This is a genomic window from Lentzea sp. NBRC 102530, from assembly GCF_030269365.1.
Classification (GTDB): Bacteria; Actinomycetota; Actinomycetes; order Mycobacteriales; family Pseudonocardiaceae; genus Lentzea.
The window spans coordinates 1-18,254 of record NZ_BSTF01000007.1; the positions used below are offsets into that span (position 1 = coordinate 1).

Here is an 18,254-nt window from a genome sequence, read left to right on the forward strand (position 1 = left end):
CCTTGACCACCATCTGCGCCAAGCCCTCGACGACGGCGGTCTTGCCGACACCGGGCTCGCCGATCAGGACCGGGTTGTTCTTGGTGCGCCGCGACAGCACCTGCATGACCCGCTCGATCTCCTTGGTACGCCCGATGACCGGGTCGAGCTTGCCCTCACGCGCCGAGGCGGTGAGGTTGCGCCCGAACTGGTCCAGCACCAGCGACGACGACGGCGTGCCCTCGCCGCGACCGGTCGACTCCGCCGCACCCTTCTCGGTGGAGTAACCCGACAGCAGCTGCAGCACCTGCTGCCGCACCCTGTTCAGGTCAGCACCCAGCTTCACCAGGACCTGGGCGGCGACGCCCTCGCCCTCGCGGATCAGGCCGAGCAGGATGTGCTCGGTGCCGATGTAGTTGTGGCCGAGCTGAAGCGCCTCACGCAGTGAGAGCTCCAGGACCTTCTTCGCACGCGGGGTGAAGGGGATGTGACCGCTAGGGGCCTGCTGGCCCTGGCCGATGATCTCCTCGACCTGCTGGCGCACGCCTTCCAGCGCAATCCCCAACGACTCGAGCGCCTTGGCGGCGACACCTTCACCCTCGTGGATCAGACCCAGGAGGATGTGCTCGGTGCCGATGTAGTTGTGGTTGAGCATCCGAGCCTCTTCTTGGGCAAGGACAACCACCCGCCTCGCGCGGTCGGTGAACCTCTCGAACACTGCGACCCTCCCCAGCTCGAAGACTGGTACCGCCCCAAGGGTAGCAACAAGCTATATGTTTTTATAGTTATCTCGCCCGGTCGCCGCTGGTGACTTCACGACCCCAGCGCGCCAGGGCGAGCAGCGGCCCCTGGAGCCTGCGCCCCAGGGGGGTCAACCGGTACTCGCCCTCCCACTCCGCGATGCCGTTGGCGCACAACGCTTCCAGGCGTGGCGCGAGCAGCGCGGGCGTCAGGCCGGGCACGCCCTTCAGCAGTTCGTGCTCGTCGGCGGGCGCGACGAGCAGCTCCCGCACCACGAGCATCGTCCACATGTCCCCCACCACCTCGAGCCCTGCCGCGAGCGGGCAGAACTGGCGGTGTTCACCGTCCTCGGGCAGCACGCCGGATCAGCTCCCCACTGTCGCGCACCCGCACTTCGCCTCCGCGCGTTCCTCGGCCGTCGGTTTGTTGTGCAGCACCATCGCGACCACCATCGGCACGAAGACGATCGCGTTGTAGAACAGGTGCAGTTCCATCCGCGGCAGCACGAGCTGCAGCAGGCTGGTGGGCGCGGGGCGGCCGCCGAGGTTCGCGCCGGCGAGCGCCTGGACCAGCAGCAGCAGGTGCTCCAGGTGGTGCCAGACCTGGATGGCCAGCGCGATGGTCCACCAGGTGCGGCCCCGGCCCCGGAAACCGGGGCGCAGCAGGATCAGGCCGATCATCATGACCAGCGCGTACCCGTAGTGCATCCACTCGGAGTGCACGAGCCACGGGAACGGCATGCCGAGCACTCCCCTGGCCTCCGGGAGCGGCATGCCGAGGAAGTACACCTGGAAGGCCTGGGCCAGGTGCTCGGCCCAGTGGGCCGCGACCACCACCATGAACACCAGCAGCGCCGCGCGGTGCCGTTCGGCGTTGAGAGATCTGATCACCGGTCGATCCATGACGTGCGTCATGACACGGTCTCCTTTTCGAAGGCGGACAGGGCACGCGACAACTCGTCGGGGATCTGCACCGGTGACACACCGCTCGGAGTGCGGCGCAGGCACGACACGACCTGTGCGCCGCGGGCGACCAGGCTGCCGTCGCGGCGGAACTCGTAGTCCATCTCGACCCGGCTGCCGCGCTTGCGGCGCAGGGTCATCGCGATCTCGACCTCGTCGAGGGCGTAGCACTCGGAGAAGTACTCCATCGAGCAGGACACGGTCGCCAGCGCGAGCTCACCGCGCCGCACCTCGCTGAGCACGCCGGGAGCGTGGTCGGCGAGGAACGCCTCGCGGCAGTGCCCCTGCCAGTGCAGGTAGTGGGCGAAGTAGACGTTGCCGACGAGGTTGGTCTCGTCGAACGTGACGCGGTGGAGCACCACGTACTCGCGCACGTCAGGCCACCTCCACGGCGACCGCGAGGACCGGATCGCCCAGCCCCGCCACCGCGGGCCGCGCGACCACCGCCACGACGGCCTGCCCCCGCAGCACGACGAGCCCGTCGTCGGTCACCTCCGCGATCTCCAGCGGAGCGTGCTGGTCGAGCCCGGCCCGGCCGAGCGCGGCACGCGCGGCCGCGACCCGTCCCGCGGCCACCTCGACGGGCTCGTCCAGCTTGCCCGCCAGGGACACCGCGATCGCGTTGTCCGGCTCGAGCGGGGTGGTCGCACCCCACGCGACGCCGACGGCGTGGGGTGCGCGGGCGAGCAGGACGTGGTCGTGCGCCTCGGCGGCGACCCAGCCGTGCGTGTCGTGGTCGGCGCTCGCGACCACCAGCTCCACCCGCTGCGCCAGGTCGAGCTCGATCAGGCGACGGCTCAGCACCGGGCCGACGAGGGACGCGGGCAGTGCCTCGTCCCAGCGGTTCGGTCCGATGGCGCGCAGCCGCAACCCGTCCCAGCGGGCGACCACGCCGGCCGAGTCCCGCACGTCCACGTCGAAGACGTAGTCGTCAGCGGTGTGCTCGCGTTCCACGGCGTGCACGTGCAGCTCCCCTTCCGGCCGGCGCCAGGCGGTGTAGCGGGTGGCACCGACGGGCAGGGCGCGGCGGTGGGGGACGCAGGCCAGCAGCACGTGCAGGACGGCGTCGTGGGCACCGGGGTCGCCCAGCAGGAGCCGCTGGTGGTGGAAGTCGGAGAACCACTGGGTGCCGGGGTCGGCCCGGACGGTGGCGCTGACCTCGAACGCGGACAGCCGCTCGTAGGCGAGGAGGCGGCGGAAACGGCCCCGGTGGAACAGGAGGGGGCCGTAGAAGGGGTGGGCGCTCGCAGCCGTATGCGGAGCGGCGGTGGGCAGGGGGACGGTGGGTGCAGGTGCGGTGGGCGCAGCAGCGGCAGGCTGCGCAGCGGTGGGTGCAGCAACGGTGCGTGCAGCAGCGGCAGGCAGCGCAGCGGTGGGTGCAGCAACGGTGCGTGCAGCAGCGGCGGTGGGTGCAGCGGCGGTGGGTGCAGCGGCGGTGGGTGCAGCGGCGGTGGGTGCAGCGGCGGTGGGTGCAGCGGCGGTGGGTGCAGCGGCGGTGGGTGCAGCGGCGGTGGGTGCAGCGGCGGTGGGTGCAGCAACGGTGGGTGCAGCGGCGGCAGGTGCAGCGGTGAGCCGGTCAGCCCTCGCCGGTGCGCATCCGTCCAGCCCATCGGCCTCCCCCGCCTCCGGCACGTCCGCTGCTTCGCGGACCACCGCGGTGAAGCGGTCCGCCGTGTACCCGTCGCCGTCGTCGCGCACGGCGACCCGGACCGCACCCGCCCCGTCGTCGAGCGCCAGCACGCGGACCGAGCGCGTGCCCCGGTCCGGCACCGTGACGGGGCTGCGCAGGTCGACGTCCCGGAACTCCCACGCCTGCCGTTCGCCGCTCACCACGGCCACGGCCTGGGCCATCGCCTCCAGGCCGAAGACGGCGGGCAGCACCGGCACGTCCTGGACCCGGTGCTCGTCGAGGTACGGGTCGTCGCCGAGCGACAGTTCCGCGTCCAGCACCGCCTCGACGCCCGCGTAGCGGACCCTCGGGTCCTCGGTGAAGCGCAGGGACTGCGGTGGTGGTCCCGCCACGGCGACGGCCGGGGTCTCCGGGAAGCGGCCGGTGACCAGCAGCGTCACCGGTGCGCCGGGGTCGGTCAGCACGTCGAGCAGGGCGGGCGGGCCGTCCTGCGGGGTGATCGGCGTGATCCCGGCGGCGGTGAGGCCCTCGACGACGCCCATCCGCTCGCCCATGCCGACGCCGTCCCACAGCGACCACTCCACGAGGTGGTGCCGGCGGCCGGGGTGGGCTTCGGCGGCCGCCTCCACCTCCTCGCGCAGCCAGTCGTTGGCCACGCAGTATTCGGACTGACCCGCGAGGCCCGTGCGGCCGATGATCGAACCGAAGCCGACCACGAGCCTCAGCGCCGGTGCGGCGTCGAGCAGCAGCCGCAGGCCGGTGACCTTGGGGGCGAGGGTCTCGCGGAGGCCGTCCGCGGTGATCGCGCCCAGCAGCCGGGGCCGGTTCACGCCCGCGCCGTGCAGCAGTCCCACGACCGGACCGAACCCGCCCGCCTCGGCGACCGCGTCCGCCACCTGGGCCGCGTCCGTGACGTCGGCGCGCACGTACCGGACGGTGACGTCCTCGCCGAGGGCGCGCAGCGCATCGGCGACCGAGTCGGGCTCGGAGCGGCCCAGCACGACGAGGGTGCAGCCGGTCCGCCTGGCGAGCGCGGCACCGCACTCGGCGGTGATGCCGGCGGCGCCGCCGGTGACCAGGCAGACGTCGCCGGGGCCGAGCGGCAGGTCGCCGCCCCGGTCGTGGCGCCGGACGCGGGTGGTCACGTGGTCGGCGCCACCGTCGGGCCGCACGCGCAGTTCGCGGTAGCCCGACGCGGCGACCAGCCGGGGGTCGAGTGCGTCCTCGCGGACGTGGACGACCGTGACCGCGCACCCGTCGAGCTCGACCAGGGCGCTGCGGCCCACCGCGGCGGCGGCCGGGTGCCCGCGGTGGGCGACGAGCAGGCGGTGCGGCCGGAGTCCGGCGATCGCGACCAGGACGCGCGCCACCTCCTCCGGCCGCGGGTCCTCGAGCCACACGGCGAGGTTGCGCTCGCCCGGTGTTCCGGGGAGCGGGCCCGCGTCGTGCAGCCAGTGGCCGGGTGGCGCGTCGACCTGCCACGTGCCGGGCGCCGCCGCGGTCGGGTGCGCGGCGTCGGCGGCCGGGTCGAACGGCTCCCAGCTGTGCTCGAACGCCCGCACCCACCGCTCCAGCGCCGGGGGCGGGCCGTCGGCCGCGGGACCGGCCGCGGGCAGGCCCTCGAGCATCGCGGCGACCTCGCCGACGGTCACGTCCATCCCGAACAACGCGCTGTCCGGCGTGCGGCGGCCCAGCGCCCCGGCGATCATCCCCACCACCTGGACGACCTGCAGCGAGTTGAGGTGCAGGTCGCCGAGCAGGGTGCTCTCGGGCCTGACCACGGCCTGCGGGAGCTCCAGCACGCGGCTGAGCTCGGCGCGCACCATGCTCAGCGGGTCGGACTCCTGCGGCACCGCCTCGGTCCGGGGAGCGGGCACCTCCACCACGTCGTCGGCGTCCACGCCCGGCAGGTCCGTCTCGCACGGGTTGGCCAGCAGGTCGATCCCGGTGTCCAGGCCGAGTGGCCGGTGGGTGCGGCCCGCGAACCACGCGCCGAGGTCGGCCGCGGAGCACGCGGCGAGCACGGCGGTGGTCAGGGCGTGCCGCCTCGGGTTCCCGCTGTCGAGGGACAGGGCGGTCGCGCCGGTGGACCGCGCCAGGCTGGTGAGCGTGGTGCCGGGGCCCGCCTCCACGAGCAGGTCGCACCTCTCGGCGAGCCGGGTCAGCGCCTCGGTGAAGCGGACGGGCAGGGTGAGCTGGTCGGTGAGCAGGCCGACGAGGTCCGTGTCCGAGGTCAGCGGCCTGCCGAGGACGGTGGAGAACACCGGTCGCGCGGGCGGCTGGAACGCCACGCCGGCCAGCGCCTCGCGCAGCGGCTGCGCCGCCGCGCTCATGGCGGTGCTGTGGAAGGCGTGCGACACGGGCAGCGCGGTGGCGCTCACGCCGCGGTCGCGGGCGCGGCGGACGAGCTCGGCGACCTGGTCGGCGTGACCTCCCACGGTGGTCTGGGAAGGGCCGTTGAACCCGGTGATCTCGAGGTCGAGTCCCTCGGCCAGGGCACGGGTGGTGTCCTCGTCGCCCGCCACCCCGGCCATGGTGGTGCCGGGCGTGCCGTGGTCCGCCATCGCCCGGCCGCGGGCGACGGCCAGCGACTGGGCCGTCGCCGGATCGAGCGCGCCCGCCCACACCAGAGCGGTCAGCTCACCCAGGCTGTGACCGACGGCGCCCACCGCGCGGCAGCCGGACGCGGTGAGCCACGCCAGTGCCGCGAGCGACTGGCGGACGACGGCGGGCTGGGCGACGGCGGTGTCGGTCTCGCCGTCGACGACGGCGACGCCCGCCTCCGGCACGCCGAGCCCGTCGGCCCACGGGTCGAGCCGGGCGCGCACGGGCGCGGCCTGACCGGGCAGCAGCAGACCGACGCGACGGGGTGGCCCGGCGGCCAGGACGGCGCCGGCGGCCTCGTCCACCAGCAGCTCACCGTCCCAGGTGGACAGTGCGGCACGGGCGGCGCCGGCGGCGTCCGCCAGGCGGTCCGCGGTGTCGGCGACGAGCGCGCAGCGCACGGCCCCGGGTTCGCGCCGTTCGGCGTGCGCGGTGGCGGCGAGGTCGTGCAGTTCCGCGTCGCTCAGGGCGGGTGCGAGCCGGGCCAGCCGGTCGAGGCGGTCCTCCAGCACCGCGCGGTCGGCGGCGTCGAGCAGCACGATGTCGTACCGGGGCGGGGGCACCGCCCTGGGCAGTGGCACCGGAGCGGCGGGCCGCGCCGTCGTACCGCGCAGCACCACGTGGGCGTTGATGCCGCCGAAGCCCATGGAGGACACCGATGCGAGCGGTGTGGCCGTCGTCCACGGCTCGGGCTCCTCCAGCAGCCGCAACGGCGTGCCGTGAGCGCGCAGCAGTTCGTGCGGCTCCTCCACGCCGGTCGTGGGCGGCAGCACGCGGTGGTGCACCGCGAGCACCGCCTTGATCAGGCCCGCCACCCCCGCCGCGGCCTTGGTGTGCCCGATGTTCGCCTTGATCGACCCGAGAGCGGCGCGGGCGGCGCCCTCGCCGCGCGCCTGGCACAGCGCGGTGAGCTCGACCTCGTCGCCGACGCGCGTGCCGGTGCCGTGGCCCTCGACGAGTTCCACGGCGTGCGGGGCGATCCCCGCCATCCGGTAGGCACGGCTCATCGCGAGCGACTGGCCGTCCGCCTTGGGCCGGGTGAGGCCACCGGCCCCGTCCGACGACGTGCCCCAGCCGGCGAGCACGGCGTAGGTGCGCACGCCTTCGCGTTCGGCGTCCTCGGCGCGCATCAACGCGACCACGCCGCAGCCCTCCCCCGGCAGGAACCCGGTGGGACGGCGGTCGTAGACGCGCATCTCGTCGACCGCGAGTGCGCCGGTCCTCGCGAACCCGACCAGTTCGAACGGGTCGAGGCTGAGGTCGACCCCGCCGGCGAGCGCGAAGTCGAGCTCACCACCCAGCAACGCGCGGCCCGCGGTCATCACCGACAGCAGGCTCGACGCGCACGCGCCGTCCACCGTGAACCCGGTGCCGTGGAAGTCGAAGTGGTTGCACACGCGACCGGCGATGGTGTTGGACAACGCCCCCGCGAGCGACTCGTCACCGGGCACGGGGAACGGCGCGCGCACCAGGTCGCCGAGCAACGCGAGCGCGCGCCTGCCCTGCTCGGAGTCGACGCCGGCGCCGTCGAGCGCGGCCTTGGCCGCGCGCCGCAGGAACGGCCAGCGCAGCCGGAGTTGGGCCGCACGGGAGAACTCCCCGGTCATGGTGTTGCCCAGCAGCACGCCGACGCGGTCGCGGTCGAGGCCGCGGCCGTCGGGGAACCCGGCGTCCACGAGCGCGTCCGCCGCGGTCTCCAGCGCGAGCCAGTGCGCGTGGTCGACCGCGCGGTGCAGCGGTCCGGGCACACCGAACCGCTGCCGGTCGAACGACCAGCCGCGCAGCAGGCCCGCGTGCGTCAGGTACGTGCGGTCGGGGTCGTCGGCCGCGCCGATGTAGTCGCTCGACAGACGTGTCGCCGGCAGCCTGCGGAACCCCCGCCGGCGGCCCAGCACCGTCTCCCAGAGCCTCGCGGGGGAATCGGCGTCGGGGTACCGGCAGGCCAGGCCGACCACCGCGACGCCACCGGAACCGCTCATGAGGTACCCGCTGTCTGCTGGGGCACGGCCGTGCGCGCGGCCCGCATCCCGGCGGCCACCAGCACGATCCCGCGCAGCACGCAGGTGATCACCAGGGCGAAGAAGAGGCCGAAGGAGATCCCGGAGAGCACCAGCGCGGCGTAGACGGCGGCGCAGGTGACGCCGAAGACCACCTGGTTGCGCGGCGAGGACGGCGTGCTGCCGGGGTCGGTGATCATGTAGTTGGTGAACAGGATGAACGCGAGCCCTGACATGGGCACGAGGGCGCCGAGCAGCGAGTGGTCGAGCAGCAACCACCGCAGCACGGCCTGCGCGGCGAACGCGCCCAGCCAGCCCAGGATCAACGGCATCTTGCCGGTGAGCTTCGCGTTGAGCATCGTGCCGAACATCAGGATCCCGAGCGGCAGCAACCAGTCCAGAGCCGTCACGGTGAGGTTCGTGAAGTGGTACGGCGGCGCGATGCTCACCCACGGGAAGAGCACCAGCACCACGGCGATGCCCGTGTTCGACGGGTTGAGCACGTGCCGCAGTTTTCCGTTGACCCGCAACCGGACGAGGTACTTGCAGCCGTTGCCGACCGCGATCGCGAACAGGTACGGCCACAGCGAGGTGTTGCCCCACAACAACATCCCGCACGCGAGGCCGGTGATGTGCGCGGGCAGCAGGAACACCACGAGCGAGCGGAACCCGCCCGCGTAGCCCGGCGTGCGGCCCTGCGCCCAGGCGTCGAGCCACTCGAACAGCAGTGCCGTGGCGTAGCTCATGAGCGCGGCGGCGATCGGCGTGATCGGCGCCTGCTCGAAGCCCAGCACGGTGTGGCCGAGGATGTTGAAGATCGTGATGGTGGTGGCGAAGCGGGCCAGCGCGCGGACGCGCTTGACCTCCGGTGGCACACCGGGTTTCGCCGTCGTGGCAGGAGGTGCGGCGGGCTGGGCCGCGGTCTCCGCCCGCTGGCCGAGGTCGGGTGAGGCCGTCGTGGTCATCGCACTTCCGCCGTTCCGTCGCTGGTGAGCAGGATGGTTCCGTGGCCGGGACGGACGTTCACCGTCGCCTCGTGCAGGCCGCCGGCGTCGCGCCAGGTGACCGTCGCGGGCGTCGTGCCGCCGCCGGGAATGGCGAGGTGCAGCCTCGCCGCGGAGACGCCGGTGTGGCCGTTGGCCGGGTAGAGCTGGGCGCGCTGGGGGCGGTCGGGGTGGTGCAACCGCACCTGGGCGCCGATCACGTCGGTCACGGCGTCGCCGGAGCCCGCGGGGGCGGGACGCACGAGCCGGAGGTCCGCGGCGGGTCCGGCGGGCGCGGTGTTGCGCAGCAGCACCGAGTCCTCCCACTGGTTGGCCACGACCGCGTCGAGCTTGTTGTCGCCGTCCACGTCGCCGTACGCGATGGCGCGGGTGTTGTCGCCGGCCGCGATGCCGGTGGCGGCGGCCAGATCGGTGTAGCGGCCGTCGGGACCGCGCACCCAGAACCGGTTGGGCTCGCTGCCGGACAGGTCGTCACCGGGCCGGAAGTTCGGCCAGAACTCGGGGTGGCGCAACAGGTCGTCGTTGCCCATGGCGAGTTCCTGCAGGTGCGGCCACTTGTTCTTCTCGCCCTTGAGGAACCCGTTGGCCTGCATGATCTCGTCGGTGCCGTCGTTGTCGAAGTCGCCGCTGCGCACGTCCCAGCACCAGCCCGCGCGGGCGATGCCGAGCTCCTCGCTGCGTTCGTCGAACGGGAACCCGCCCGCGGCGAGCTCGGCGGGCGTGCCGGTCGGGGTGAACGCGAAGTTGCTCTCGTGCAGGGCGAACGGCGTGGTGATGTTGCTGACGATCATCGACGGCAGCGGTGCGTCGCCGTCGTAGGTGAAGGTGACGCCCATGCCCTTGAACGAGTCCCGGCCGACGACGGTGGACTTGGGGGTAGTCCAGTCGCGTTCGCCGACGATCTCGCTGAACCGGACGTTGCCCGGCGTGGACCGGTTGACCATGAACTGGTCGGGGCCGAAGTCGTTGGCCTGGTAGAGCTCCGGCAGCCCGTCGCCGGTCATGTCCTGCAGGCCGGTGGCGAGCGTCCAGGACGCGGCGGCGTCGCGGGAGAGCGCGGTGCTCACGTCGGTGTACGAGGGCAGTTCGTCCGGCCGGCCGGTGGGTTTGCCGAGCAGGATGCGGTTGATGCCGGCGTTGCGCGCGAGGGACATGGAGTTCTGCATCTGCATGCGGGTCTCGTCGTGCGCCTCGGGGTCGAGCACCCGCGCGCCGTCCGGGAAGTAGTTGCCCACCACCAGGTCCAGGTTGCCGTCACCATCGATGTCGCCGATGTTGAACGTGCCGGAGTTCCAGACCGCCATCGGGGTGACCAGTTCGACGGCACGGTGGCCGCCGGTGGTCGGGGCTCCGGGGCCGCCGGTGTTGAGGAACACCACGGGCGAACGGCCCCAGTAGTGCACGACGTGGTCGATGTCGCCGTCCACGTCGATGTCGGCGGGGACGCAGCCCATCGGCGCCATGGTGCGGTCGTAGGGCAGGCCGGTGGGCGTGAGCCGCACGGGCGCGTACCCGGACGGGTCCGCGGAACGCACCGGGCGCAGCGTCACGGAGTCGTCGCGCGGGTCCACCAGGCAGAGGTCGCCCGCGTGGCCCTGGCCGCGCAGGTCGGACAACGCGGCGGCGGCGCCCACCGAGGAGATCCAGCCGCGGATCTTGTTCAGGCCGGGAGCGACGGTGCGTTCGACGCGGGCGCCGGGCGGGGCGGGGTTCAGGGTCTCGGTGGCGAAGCTGTAGCGCGCGGCGAGCGCGTCCGTCTCCGCCTGGCTGAGGCCGGGCCTCGCGACGGCGACGCCGAGCGCGGCGCAGAGCGCGCCGATGACGCCGAACACCAGGATCTGTCGTGCGTTGATGCGCATGTCGTTCGCACTCTCCTAGTTGCAGTCAGCGGCGTGCGGTGATGAGCGTGCGGATCTCCGCCTTCCACCGCAGGTACGACCGGACGTCGTCGGAGCCGGTCAGGTCGCGCGCGGCGATGTCGCTCCACTCGGCGGCCTCGCCGGGCGCGACGCCCAGGAAGCGGACGGCTGCCCGCTCGGTGTGCGGCGGCACGATCCCGGAGCGCTGCCGCGCCGCGGCGCCGAACACGACGCCCTGCGCGAAGTGGGCGTAGTGGGGTCCCACCGCGCTCTCGAGCTCGTCGAACGCCCGCTCGTCGGCGGCGCCCGCGTAGGTGACCGCCAGGCCGACGCCCGCCCACAGGTGCGGCCTGGCCGGTGGGGCGGCCCGGCCGATCACGGCGGCGACCCCCTCCGGGTGGGCCGACTCGGCGAACCAGAGCGCCCTGCCGCAGCCCGCGAGCCGCGCCTCCCAGAGCTCACCGGGCCTGCGCGCCGCCCGCCGGTGCAGGGCGCGCAGGCCGCCGAAGTAGACCTCGCCGAAGCCCGACCCGTCCACGCCGAGCCACCGCAGCAGCGGGGTGCGCGGCAGCCGGGGCACGGCGGTGACGCGCATGGGCGTCGCCAGCCACCCGGCGCCGACGTGGACCAGGTGCACGTACGCCTCGCCGGGGCCCGTGACGAGGCGGCTGACCGCGCGGGCGCGGCCCGCGGTGGCGAGGTCGAGCAGTCCGGCGAACATCCCGGCGCCCTCGTAGGCGAACCCGCGTTCGGCGTCGGGGATGCGCGTGTGCAGTTCGTCGTGCGGGGCGCGCCAGTGTTCGACACCGATGTTGAACCCGATGAGGAACATGCGCGCATGTCCTTCGAGGACCGCGCGCGCAGCGGGGCGGTCCGTTCTGAATCCACGCTTGCCGAAATCCGCCATGGACAGTGGCAACGCGATCTTCGGACGAATAGCCGAACGGCGTCCAGCAGCTGAACTTCCAATGATTGGCCGCACAACAACCTCATCCTTTTCGATGGCCACACGGACCGCCGACGGCCCTCGCAGCACATCGGACAAAGCAACCCAGCAGCCTTCGACAACCGTGTCTACCAGCCGATAAACCAAGCATCAAGGCATCTCGCCAACTTCACACGAACGCCGCATATCGTCATGGAGAGTAACGAACCTGCTGCGCGATAGCATTTTTCCGCGCATGACTCAATGCCGAGCGGCAGCACTTCGAATCGTCGTCTCCATAGGCCGTCGAGGACACTTCGATGGACCATTTCGCGGATAACCCATCGCCATTCGGACCATTATTGCAGGAATTCTCCGAAAACAACGCGCACGACTTTTTCGACGACCGGATCCAGCCGTCGGGCGTGTGGTGGCATCGCTTTGTCACAGGGCCTGGCGATGGGCGGGCACTCCGGTCGGAACGGCGAGCGGGGACGGCCGCGGCGGGTCACCGCGGGATTCGGCGTGGGTCGTCGAGTTGTGCGGCACCCGTCAGGGTTCACCCGGCTGACTCGCCGCCGGACGGTCGCGCGCGGCGACCAGCGCGTCGCGGACCTCGGGTCCGGCCAGCACCGACTCCAGGGAGGTGCGTGCCAGCACGGGCAGGTCGTCCGGCTCCACACCGAGACCGGTCACCGCCTGTTCGTACTCGCCCACCACCGTGGACCCGAAGAGCACGGGGTCGTCGGAACCGAGCACCACCGGCACACCCCGCGCGAGCAGGGCGCGGACGGGGTGCTCCGCCAGGTCGGCCACGACTCCGGTGCGGAGGTTGCTGGTGAGGCACACCTCCAGCACGGTGCCGCGATCGAGCAGTTCCCCGACCACGGCGGGGTCCTCGGCCGCACGGAAGCCGTGACCGAGCCTCGGCGGGGCGAACGCCAGTGCGTCGCGCACCGCGTCCGCACCGGCCGCCTCGCCGGCGTGCGGCACGAACGGCACCCCACGCCCGATGGCCCAGCGCACCGCGTCCGCGAACAGCGACGCGGGACGACCGGGTTCGTAGCCCCCGAGCCCGAGCGCGACGACGCCGCGGTCGCGGCCCAGCACGCACCACTGCGCCGTGAGCCAGCAATCGTCCAGCGAGAGGTCCCTGACGTGGTCGAGCACGAACCTGACGACCACACCACTGTCGCGCAGAGCGGTCCGCGCCCCCGCCCACAGCCCGTCGACCACCTCGTCGAAGGGAAGGCCGCGATCGCGGTGGTGCGTGATCGCAGAACAGGTCACCTCGGCGTAGACCACTCCCTGCCGGGCCAGGTCCTCGGCCAGTTCGGCGACCGCGCGGGCGAAGTCCTCCGGTGCGCGGAACACCGTCGTGCAGGTCGAGTACAGGTCGGCGAAGTGGCGGAAGTCGCGGAACCGGAACAGCTCGGAGAGCTGCTGCTCGTCCATCCCCGCGAGCTGCCCGCCACCACGGCGGTCGAGGTCGAGCACCGTGGCGGGACGCAGCGCGCCCTCCAGATGCACGTGCAGGTCTGCTTTCGGCAGGCCGACGACGAACGAGTCCAGTTCGCGAGACCAGCCCCGGTGGCGTGTTCGTACGACGACGACCACCCCCCGACCCGGCTGCACAGATGCCTGAACTGTCCGATTACTACCCGTTGTAGCAGCAACCACCGCCGCCTTGTCAAGCCTGGCAGCCCGTTCTCGCGAAGTTGCCGGTCCCTTGCGCAAGTCACTATAGTTTTTTAAATGGCGACTGCCTGTTTCGTGTGCACCGGTCCAGTCGACGAGTTCCTCGACCTGGGGCAGCAGCCCCTCTCCGACGCCTTCCCCGCGCCCGGCGACGACCTGTCCCAGGAGTACTTCTTCCGACTCGCGGTGGGGCGCTGCGCGGCGTGCTGGATGACCCAGCTGGTCGAGGTGCCGCCCACCGAGCGGATGTTCCACCAGAGCTACCCGTACCGCACGTCCGGCTCGGCGGTGATGCGCGAGCACTTCGCCCGCACGGCCGAGCGCCTGCTGGCCCGCCGCAGAGACCCGTTCACCGTGGAGATCGGCAGCAACGACGGGGTGTTCCTCGGCGTCGCCGCCGCCAGGGGTCTGCGCCACCTGGGCGTCGACCCGTCCGGGGACGCGGGCGCCGACGCCGTCGCCCGTGGCGTCCGGGTGCGGGTCGACTTCTTCACCGAGGAGGTCGCCCGCGAGGTGCGCACCGAGCACGGACCGGCCGATCTGGTGTTCTCCGCCAACACGATCAGCCACGACCCGGAGATCAACTCGATCCTGCGCGGAGTCGCGGCGCTGCTCGCGCCCGACGGTGAGTTCGTGTTCGAGGACCCGTACCTGGGCGCGGTGCTCACCAACACGGCGTTCGACCAGATCATCGACGAGCACGTGCTGTTCTTCAGCGCCCGGTCGGTGGTGACCATGCTCGCGCAGGCCGGCCTGGAGCTGGTCGACGTCGAACGCCTCCCGGTGCACGGCGGCCAGATCCGTTTCACCGCCGCCCACCGCGGCAGCAGGAGCGCGGCCCCCTCCGTCGCCGCACTGCTGGCCGAGGAGCAGGTCATCGGCCTGCACGACACCGCGCTGCTCGCCTCGTTCGCCGCGCGCACGGAACGCAGACGCGACGACCTGGTCGCGTTGCTGCGCGGGCTGCGCTCCGAGGGCGCGCGGATCGTGGCGTACGGGGCGACGGCCAAGAGCGCGACGGTCGCCAACTACTGCGGACTGGGACCGGACCTGGTCTCGGCGGTGATCGACACCACGCCCGCCAAGCAGGGCAGGCTGACCCCGGGCACGCACATCCCGGTCGAGCCGCCCGAGGCGTTCGGGCCGGGCAAGGCCGACTACGCGCTGATGTTCGCGTGGAACCACGCGGAGGAGATCATGGCGAAGGAGCGGGCGTTCAGCGAGGCGGGCGGGCGCTGGGTGTTCTACGTGCCGGAGGTCAGGGTGGTCTGAGCGGTGCGGGCCACCGAGTCGTGCTCGCCTGCCGCCACGAACCCCGGCACCGCCGCGAGCGCCCCGACCGCCACCGCGAACGCGACCACCGCGACCGACCGGACCGCCACCGCGCCGACCGGCGCGGTCAGCTCGAACCACGTCAGCGCCGCCACCCAGGCGAGCGCGCTGGACCGCAGGGCGTCCCCCGTCCACTCCCCCGCCAGCAGTTCGCCCGCGGCCGCCGGGTCCGTGCCGGCCACCGCGACGCCCAGACCCACCAGCGCGGGCAGGAACCGGCTCACCCGGCCCCGTGACCAGGACAGCAGCGGCAGCGCGGCGAGCGCACAGGTCACCATCACCACGGGCAGCACCACGTCGCGCGGGTCGAGGCGATCCACCCTGACCGGGACGAGGAGCAGCTCACCGAGCACCGCGACCACTCCCGCCGACACCGCCGTCACGCGCGAGCGAGGGCCCGCGACGAAGGGGCGCAACAGCGCGGAGCCGATCACCACCACGAGGGCGGCCACCGTCAGCAGGCGCAGCCACACACCTCCGAGGGTGGACGGGCCGACCGGGCCGATGTCGTGGTGCTGCGCCGCGGCCTCACCGCCGAGCGGGACCAGCAGCACCGCGACGGCCACGACCAGGAGGCCCCACCAGCGACCGGTCCGCATCGACCCTCCCTTGCTTTTGCTTGATTTTAATGTAGTACTTGAGGCAGTGGTCGTGGGAAGGAGCACTCCGGTGGACCAGGCGTTCCTCGCCCTCGCCCTGCGCAGTCTCGCCGACGCCGCGCTCGACCGCGCCCGCCGGTTGGGTGCCAGGCACGCCGCCGTGCAGGTGGTGCGCACGCGCCGCGGTCATCTGTTGCTGCACAACGGTTTCACCGCCGCCGCGGCCGACACGGAGCGCACGGCGCTCTCGGTGCGCCTGTTCACCTCGGGCGGTCCGGGTTTCGCCGCCACCTCCGAACTGACCCCCGAGGCCGCCGTCGCGGCCGCGGACCGGGCGTGGGCCGTCGCCCGCGCCGGCGCACCGCTGTCCGGCGACGTCCCGTTCGCCCCGGAACCCGTCTACACCGACGCGTCGTGGGTGTCGGCCTACGAGGTCAACCCGTTCGACGTTCCCGAACCCGACCGCGCCGCGGTACTGGGCGGCTGGAGCCGTGACCTGCTCGCATCGCCGCACGTGTCGTCCGTGCTCGCCAAGTGCACGGCGGTGCAGGAGAACCGCTTCTACGCCGACCTCGCGGGCACCACCACCACGCAGCAACGCATCCGCGTCCACCCCCAGGTGCTGATCGCGGGCACCCATCCGGCCACGGGCGTGACACGGACGTTGCGCTCGCTCGGCCCTCCCACCGCGCGTGGCTGGGAGTACCTGGGCGGCACGGGCTGGGACTGGGAGGGCGAGGTCGCCGCGATGCCGGAGCACCTCGCCGAGCAGCTGCGCGCCCGGCCGGTCGAGCCCGGCGAGTACGACCTCGTGGTCGACGCGTCGAACCTGTGGCTCACCGTGCACGAGACCGTCGGCCACGCCACCGAGCTCGACCGCGCGCTCGGGCACGAGATCTCCTACGCGGGCACCACGTTCGCCACACCGGAGCGGCTCGGCGAGTTGCGCTACGGCTCCGAGCTGATGAACGTCACCGCGGACCGCACGGCCCCCCACGGCATGGCCACCACCGGCTTCGACGACGAGGGCGTGGCCGCCCAGTCGTGGCCGCTGGTCGAGAACGGCGTGCTGACCGGGTTCCAGTTCGACCGATCCACCGCGTGGGCGGCAGGCGCGTCACGGTCCAACGGCTGCGCGTTCGCCGAGTCGTCGTCGCACCCGCCGTTGCCGCGGATGCCGAACGTGTCACTGGAGCCGTCCGCGACGCCGTGCGGCACCGACGACCTCATCGGCGGCGTCGAGAACGGCGTGTACCTGGCCGGATCGGCGAGCTGGTCCATCGACTCGCGCCGGGAGAACTTCCAGTTCACCGCCCAGCGCTGTCACCGCATCCGCTCGGGCCGCCTCGCCGAACCGTTGTCCGGCGTGGCCTACCAATCGTCCACAACGGACTTCTGGGGTGCGCTCGCCGGCCTCGGCGACGCGAGCACGGTGACCTCGTTCGGCGCGGACTTCTGCGGCAAGGGACGGCCGGCGCAGGCCGCCGCCGCGAGCCACGCCGTGCCCTCGGCGCTGTTCCGCGGTGTGCCCGTGCTCCACGTCGGCGGTGCCGCGTGATCGGGGCGCACGAGGTCGTGGAGCGGGCGCTCGCCGCCGGCAGGAAGGGCGACGAGGTCGTGGTCGTCGTGGACGACACCGTGCACGCGCACCTGCGTTGGGCGGGAGACACCGCGACGCGGGCGGGCCATGTGCTGGACCGACGGGTGCACGCCGTGGTGCGGACCCGCGAGGGCACGGCCGGGGTGGTGTCGGCGAGCGGCGCGCTCGACGCGGCGGGGGTGTCCGCCGTGGTGGAGGCGGCGACCGCGGCGGCGCGGCGGCCGGACGCGGAGAGCGCGGGGTGCCTGGTGGCCGCCGACCGCCCGGAGGCGCCGGACTGGCGTGACCCGGCCGCGGACGCGCCACCGGACGTGCTCGCGAAGACCGCCGCCGAGGTCGCCGCGGCCGCCGGGGACTTCGCCGCGCGGGGCCGTGTCCTGCACGGGTACGCCGAGCACGAGGTGCGGACGACGCTGCTCGGCACGACGACGGGTCTGCGGTTGCGGCACGTGCAGCCGACGGCCGTCGTGGACCTGACCGCCCGCGCCGCGCAGGCACCCGCGTCGAGCTGGGCGGGCGCGGAGGCGGACGTCCCGGCGGCGCTCGACCTGCCCGCGCTGCTCGGTTCCCTGGAGCAACGGCTCGACTGGAGCGCACGACGCCTCGACCTGGTGCCGGGCCGCTACGAGGTGCTGCTGCCACCGTCGTGCACCGCGGACCTGATGCGGCAGCTCTACTTCTCGGCGGGCGCGCGGGAGGCCGAGGACGGCCGCGGCCCGTTCACCGGACGCCTCGGCGACCGGCTGTCCGGGCAGCCGCTGACGCTGCGCAGCGACCCCGGAGCGCCGGGGGTGACGTGCGATCCGTTCGTGGTGGCCCGCGCGTCGGGGGCCGACACCTCGGTGGCGGACAACGGTCTCGCGCTGGGACCGACGTCGTGGATCACCGACGGGGTGCTGTCGTCGCTCGTGCACACCAGGGAGTCGGCCGCCCGCGCGGGAGCACCGGTCACGCCGCGCATCGCCAACCTCGTGCTGGAGGGTGCCGCGCGCGGGCCGTCGTTGCCGGAGATGATCGCGAGCACGCGGCACGGCCTGCTCCTCACGTCCCTGTGGTACCTGCGCGACGTCGACCCCTCCACGTTGCTGATGACCGGCCTCACCCGCGACGGCGTGCACGTCGTGCGCGACGGCGAGGTGGTCGGCGCCGTCGACGACTTCCGCTTCAACGAGAGCCCGCTGCACCTGCTCGACCGCGTGCTGGAGGTGGGCGGTCCCACCGTCGCCCTGGCCCGCGAGTGGGATGACGAGCGCACCCGGACCGCGATGCCACCGCTGCGCGTCGACGGCTTCGCCGCGGTGAGCCGGGCGGCATGACGCACCGA

Annotated in this window: 13 protein-coding genes; 3 read left to right on the plus strand and 10 right to left on the minus strand. The window is 73.2% G+C overall.

The genetic code is table 11. The annotated features are described in order from the left end of the window. From QSK25_RS19685 to add, 9 genes are all read right to left on the minus strand, one after another. Positions 1-697 (minus strand): Clp protease N-terminal domain-containing protein (locus QSK25_RS19685; protein WP_285640144.1); only part of this gene is annotated, 697 nt, incomplete at its 3' end. A gap of 67 nt (positions 698-764) precedes the next feature. Continuing rightward, the gene (locus QSK25_RS19690; RefSeq protein WP_285640145.1) at positions 765-1,079 is read right to left on the minus strand and encodes a winged helix-turn-helix transcriptional regulator; all 315 of its coding nucleotides are present in this window, start codon (positions 1,077-1,079) and stop codon (positions 765-767) included. A gap of 6 nt (positions 1,080-1,085) precedes the next feature. Further along, on the minus strand, positions 1,086-1,634 hold the full coding sequence (locus QSK25_RS19695; protein ID WP_285640146.1) for a hypothetical protein: 549 nt from the start codon (positions 1,632-1,634) through the stop codon (positions 1,086-1,088). Further along, positions 1,631-2,056 carry an acyl-CoA thioesterase gene (locus tag QSK25_RS19700; RefSeq protein WP_285640148.1) on the minus strand — a complete coding sequence of 142 codons (426 nt, stop codon included), beginning with the start codon at positions 2,054-2,056 and terminating at the stop codon, positions 1,631-1,633. The genes QSK25_RS19695 and QSK25_RS19700 overlap by 4 nt, the downstream gene beginning before the upstream one ends. A 1-nt stretch (position 2,057) precedes the next feature. Continuing rightward, the gene (locus tag QSK25_RS19705; RefSeq protein ID WP_285640150.1) at positions 2,058-7,895 is read right to left on the minus strand and encodes a type I polyketide synthase; all 5,838 of its coding nucleotides are present in this window, start codon (positions 7,893-7,895) and stop codon (positions 2,058-2,060) included. Then, positions 7,892-8,878, minus strand: a complete 987-nt coding sequence (locus QSK25_RS19710; RefSeq protein ID WP_285640152.1) for an enediyne biosynthesis protein UnbU — start codon at positions 8,876-8,878, stop codon at positions 7,892-7,894. The genes QSK25_RS19705 and QSK25_RS19710 overlap by 4 nt, the downstream gene beginning before the upstream one ends. Further along, entirely contained in the window at positions 8,875-10,776 is a 1,902-nt protein-coding gene (locus QSK25_RS19715) for a CRTAC1 family protein (protein WP_285640153.1), read from the minus strand. The genes QSK25_RS19710 and QSK25_RS19715 overlap by 4 nt, the downstream gene beginning before the upstream one ends. A 25-nt stretch (positions 10,777-10,801) precedes the next feature. Further along, the gene (locus QSK25_RS19720; RefSeq protein WP_352236199.1) at positions 10,802-11,812 is read right to left on the minus strand and encodes a DUF1702 family protein; all 1,011 of its coding nucleotides are present in this window, start codon (positions 11,810-11,812) and stop codon (positions 10,802-10,804) included. A 441-nt stretch (positions 11,813-12,253) separates the two neighbouring features. Continuing rightward, positions 12,254-13,318, minus strand: coding sequence for an adenosine deaminase (gene add / locus QSK25_RS19725; protein ID WP_285640156.1), 1,065 nt, complete (start codon positions 13,316-13,318; stop codon positions 12,254-12,256). 138 nt (positions 13,319-13,456) lie between these two features. Here add and QSK25_RS19730 point away from each other — a divergent pair, with 138 nt between their 5' ends. Beyond that, positions 13,457-14,671: a class I SAM-dependent methyltransferase gene (locus QSK25_RS19730; protein ID WP_285640158.1), complete on the plus strand. Its 1,215-nt coding sequence runs from the start codon at positions 13,457-13,459 to the stop codon at positions 14,669-14,671. On the opposite strand, the gene QSK25_RS19735 is transcribed toward QSK25_RS19730, so the two are convergent. Then, a complete protein-coding gene (locus QSK25_RS19735) occupies positions 14,644-15,330 on the minus strand; it encodes a DUF6239 family natural product biosynthesis protein (protein WP_285640160.1) in 687 nt (228 codons plus the stop codon). The two genes, QSK25_RS19730 and QSK25_RS19735, sit on opposite strands and share 28 nt — an antisense overlap. 70 nt (positions 15,331-15,400) lie before the next feature. Between QSK25_RS19735 and QSK25_RS19740 the strand changes: the two genes are divergently transcribed. Beyond that, positions 15,401-16,888, plus strand: a complete 1,488-nt coding sequence (locus tag QSK25_RS19740) for a TldD/PmbA family protein (protein WP_285640162.1) — start codon at positions 15,401-15,403, stop codon at positions 16,886-16,888. Continuing rightward, positions 16,885-18,246, plus strand: coding sequence for a metallopeptidase TldD-related protein (locus QSK25_RS19745; RefSeq protein WP_285640164.1), 1,362 nt, complete (start codon positions 16,885-16,887; stop codon positions 18,244-18,246). Before QSK25_RS19740 ends, QSK25_RS19745 begins: the two co-directional genes overlap by 4 nt. Positions 18,247-18,254 lie beyond the last annotated feature (8 nt).

What these genes read in the sequence shown, in the direction of transcription:
- QSK25_RS19715 (WP_285640153.1), bottom strand. Translation starts at nt 10,776, where the DNA reads ATGCGCATCAACGCACGACAGATCCTGGTGTTCGGCGTCATCGGCGCG.
- QSK25_RS19735 (WP_285640160.1), bottom strand. Translation starts at nt 15,330, where the DNA reads ATGCGGACCGGTCGCTGGTGGGGCCTCCTGGTCGTGGCCGTCGCGGTG.
- QSK25_RS19730 (WP_285640158.1), top strand. Translation starts at nt 13,457, where the DNA reads ATGGCGACTGCCTGTTTCGTGTGCACCGGTCCAGTCGACGAGTTCCTC.
- QSK25_RS19710 (WP_285640152.1), bottom strand. Translation starts at nt 8,878, where the DNA reads ATGACCACGACGGCCTCACCCGACCTCGGCCAGCGGGCGGAGACCGCG.
- QSK25_RS19705 (WP_285640150.1), bottom strand. Translation starts at nt 7,895, where the DNA reads ATGAGCGGTTCCGGTGGCGTCGCGGTGGTCGGCCTGGCCTGCCGGTAC.
- QSK25_RS19695 (WP_285640146.1), bottom strand. Translation starts at nt 1,634, where the DNA reads ATGACGCACGTCATGGATCGACCGGTGATCAGATCTCTCAACGCCGAA.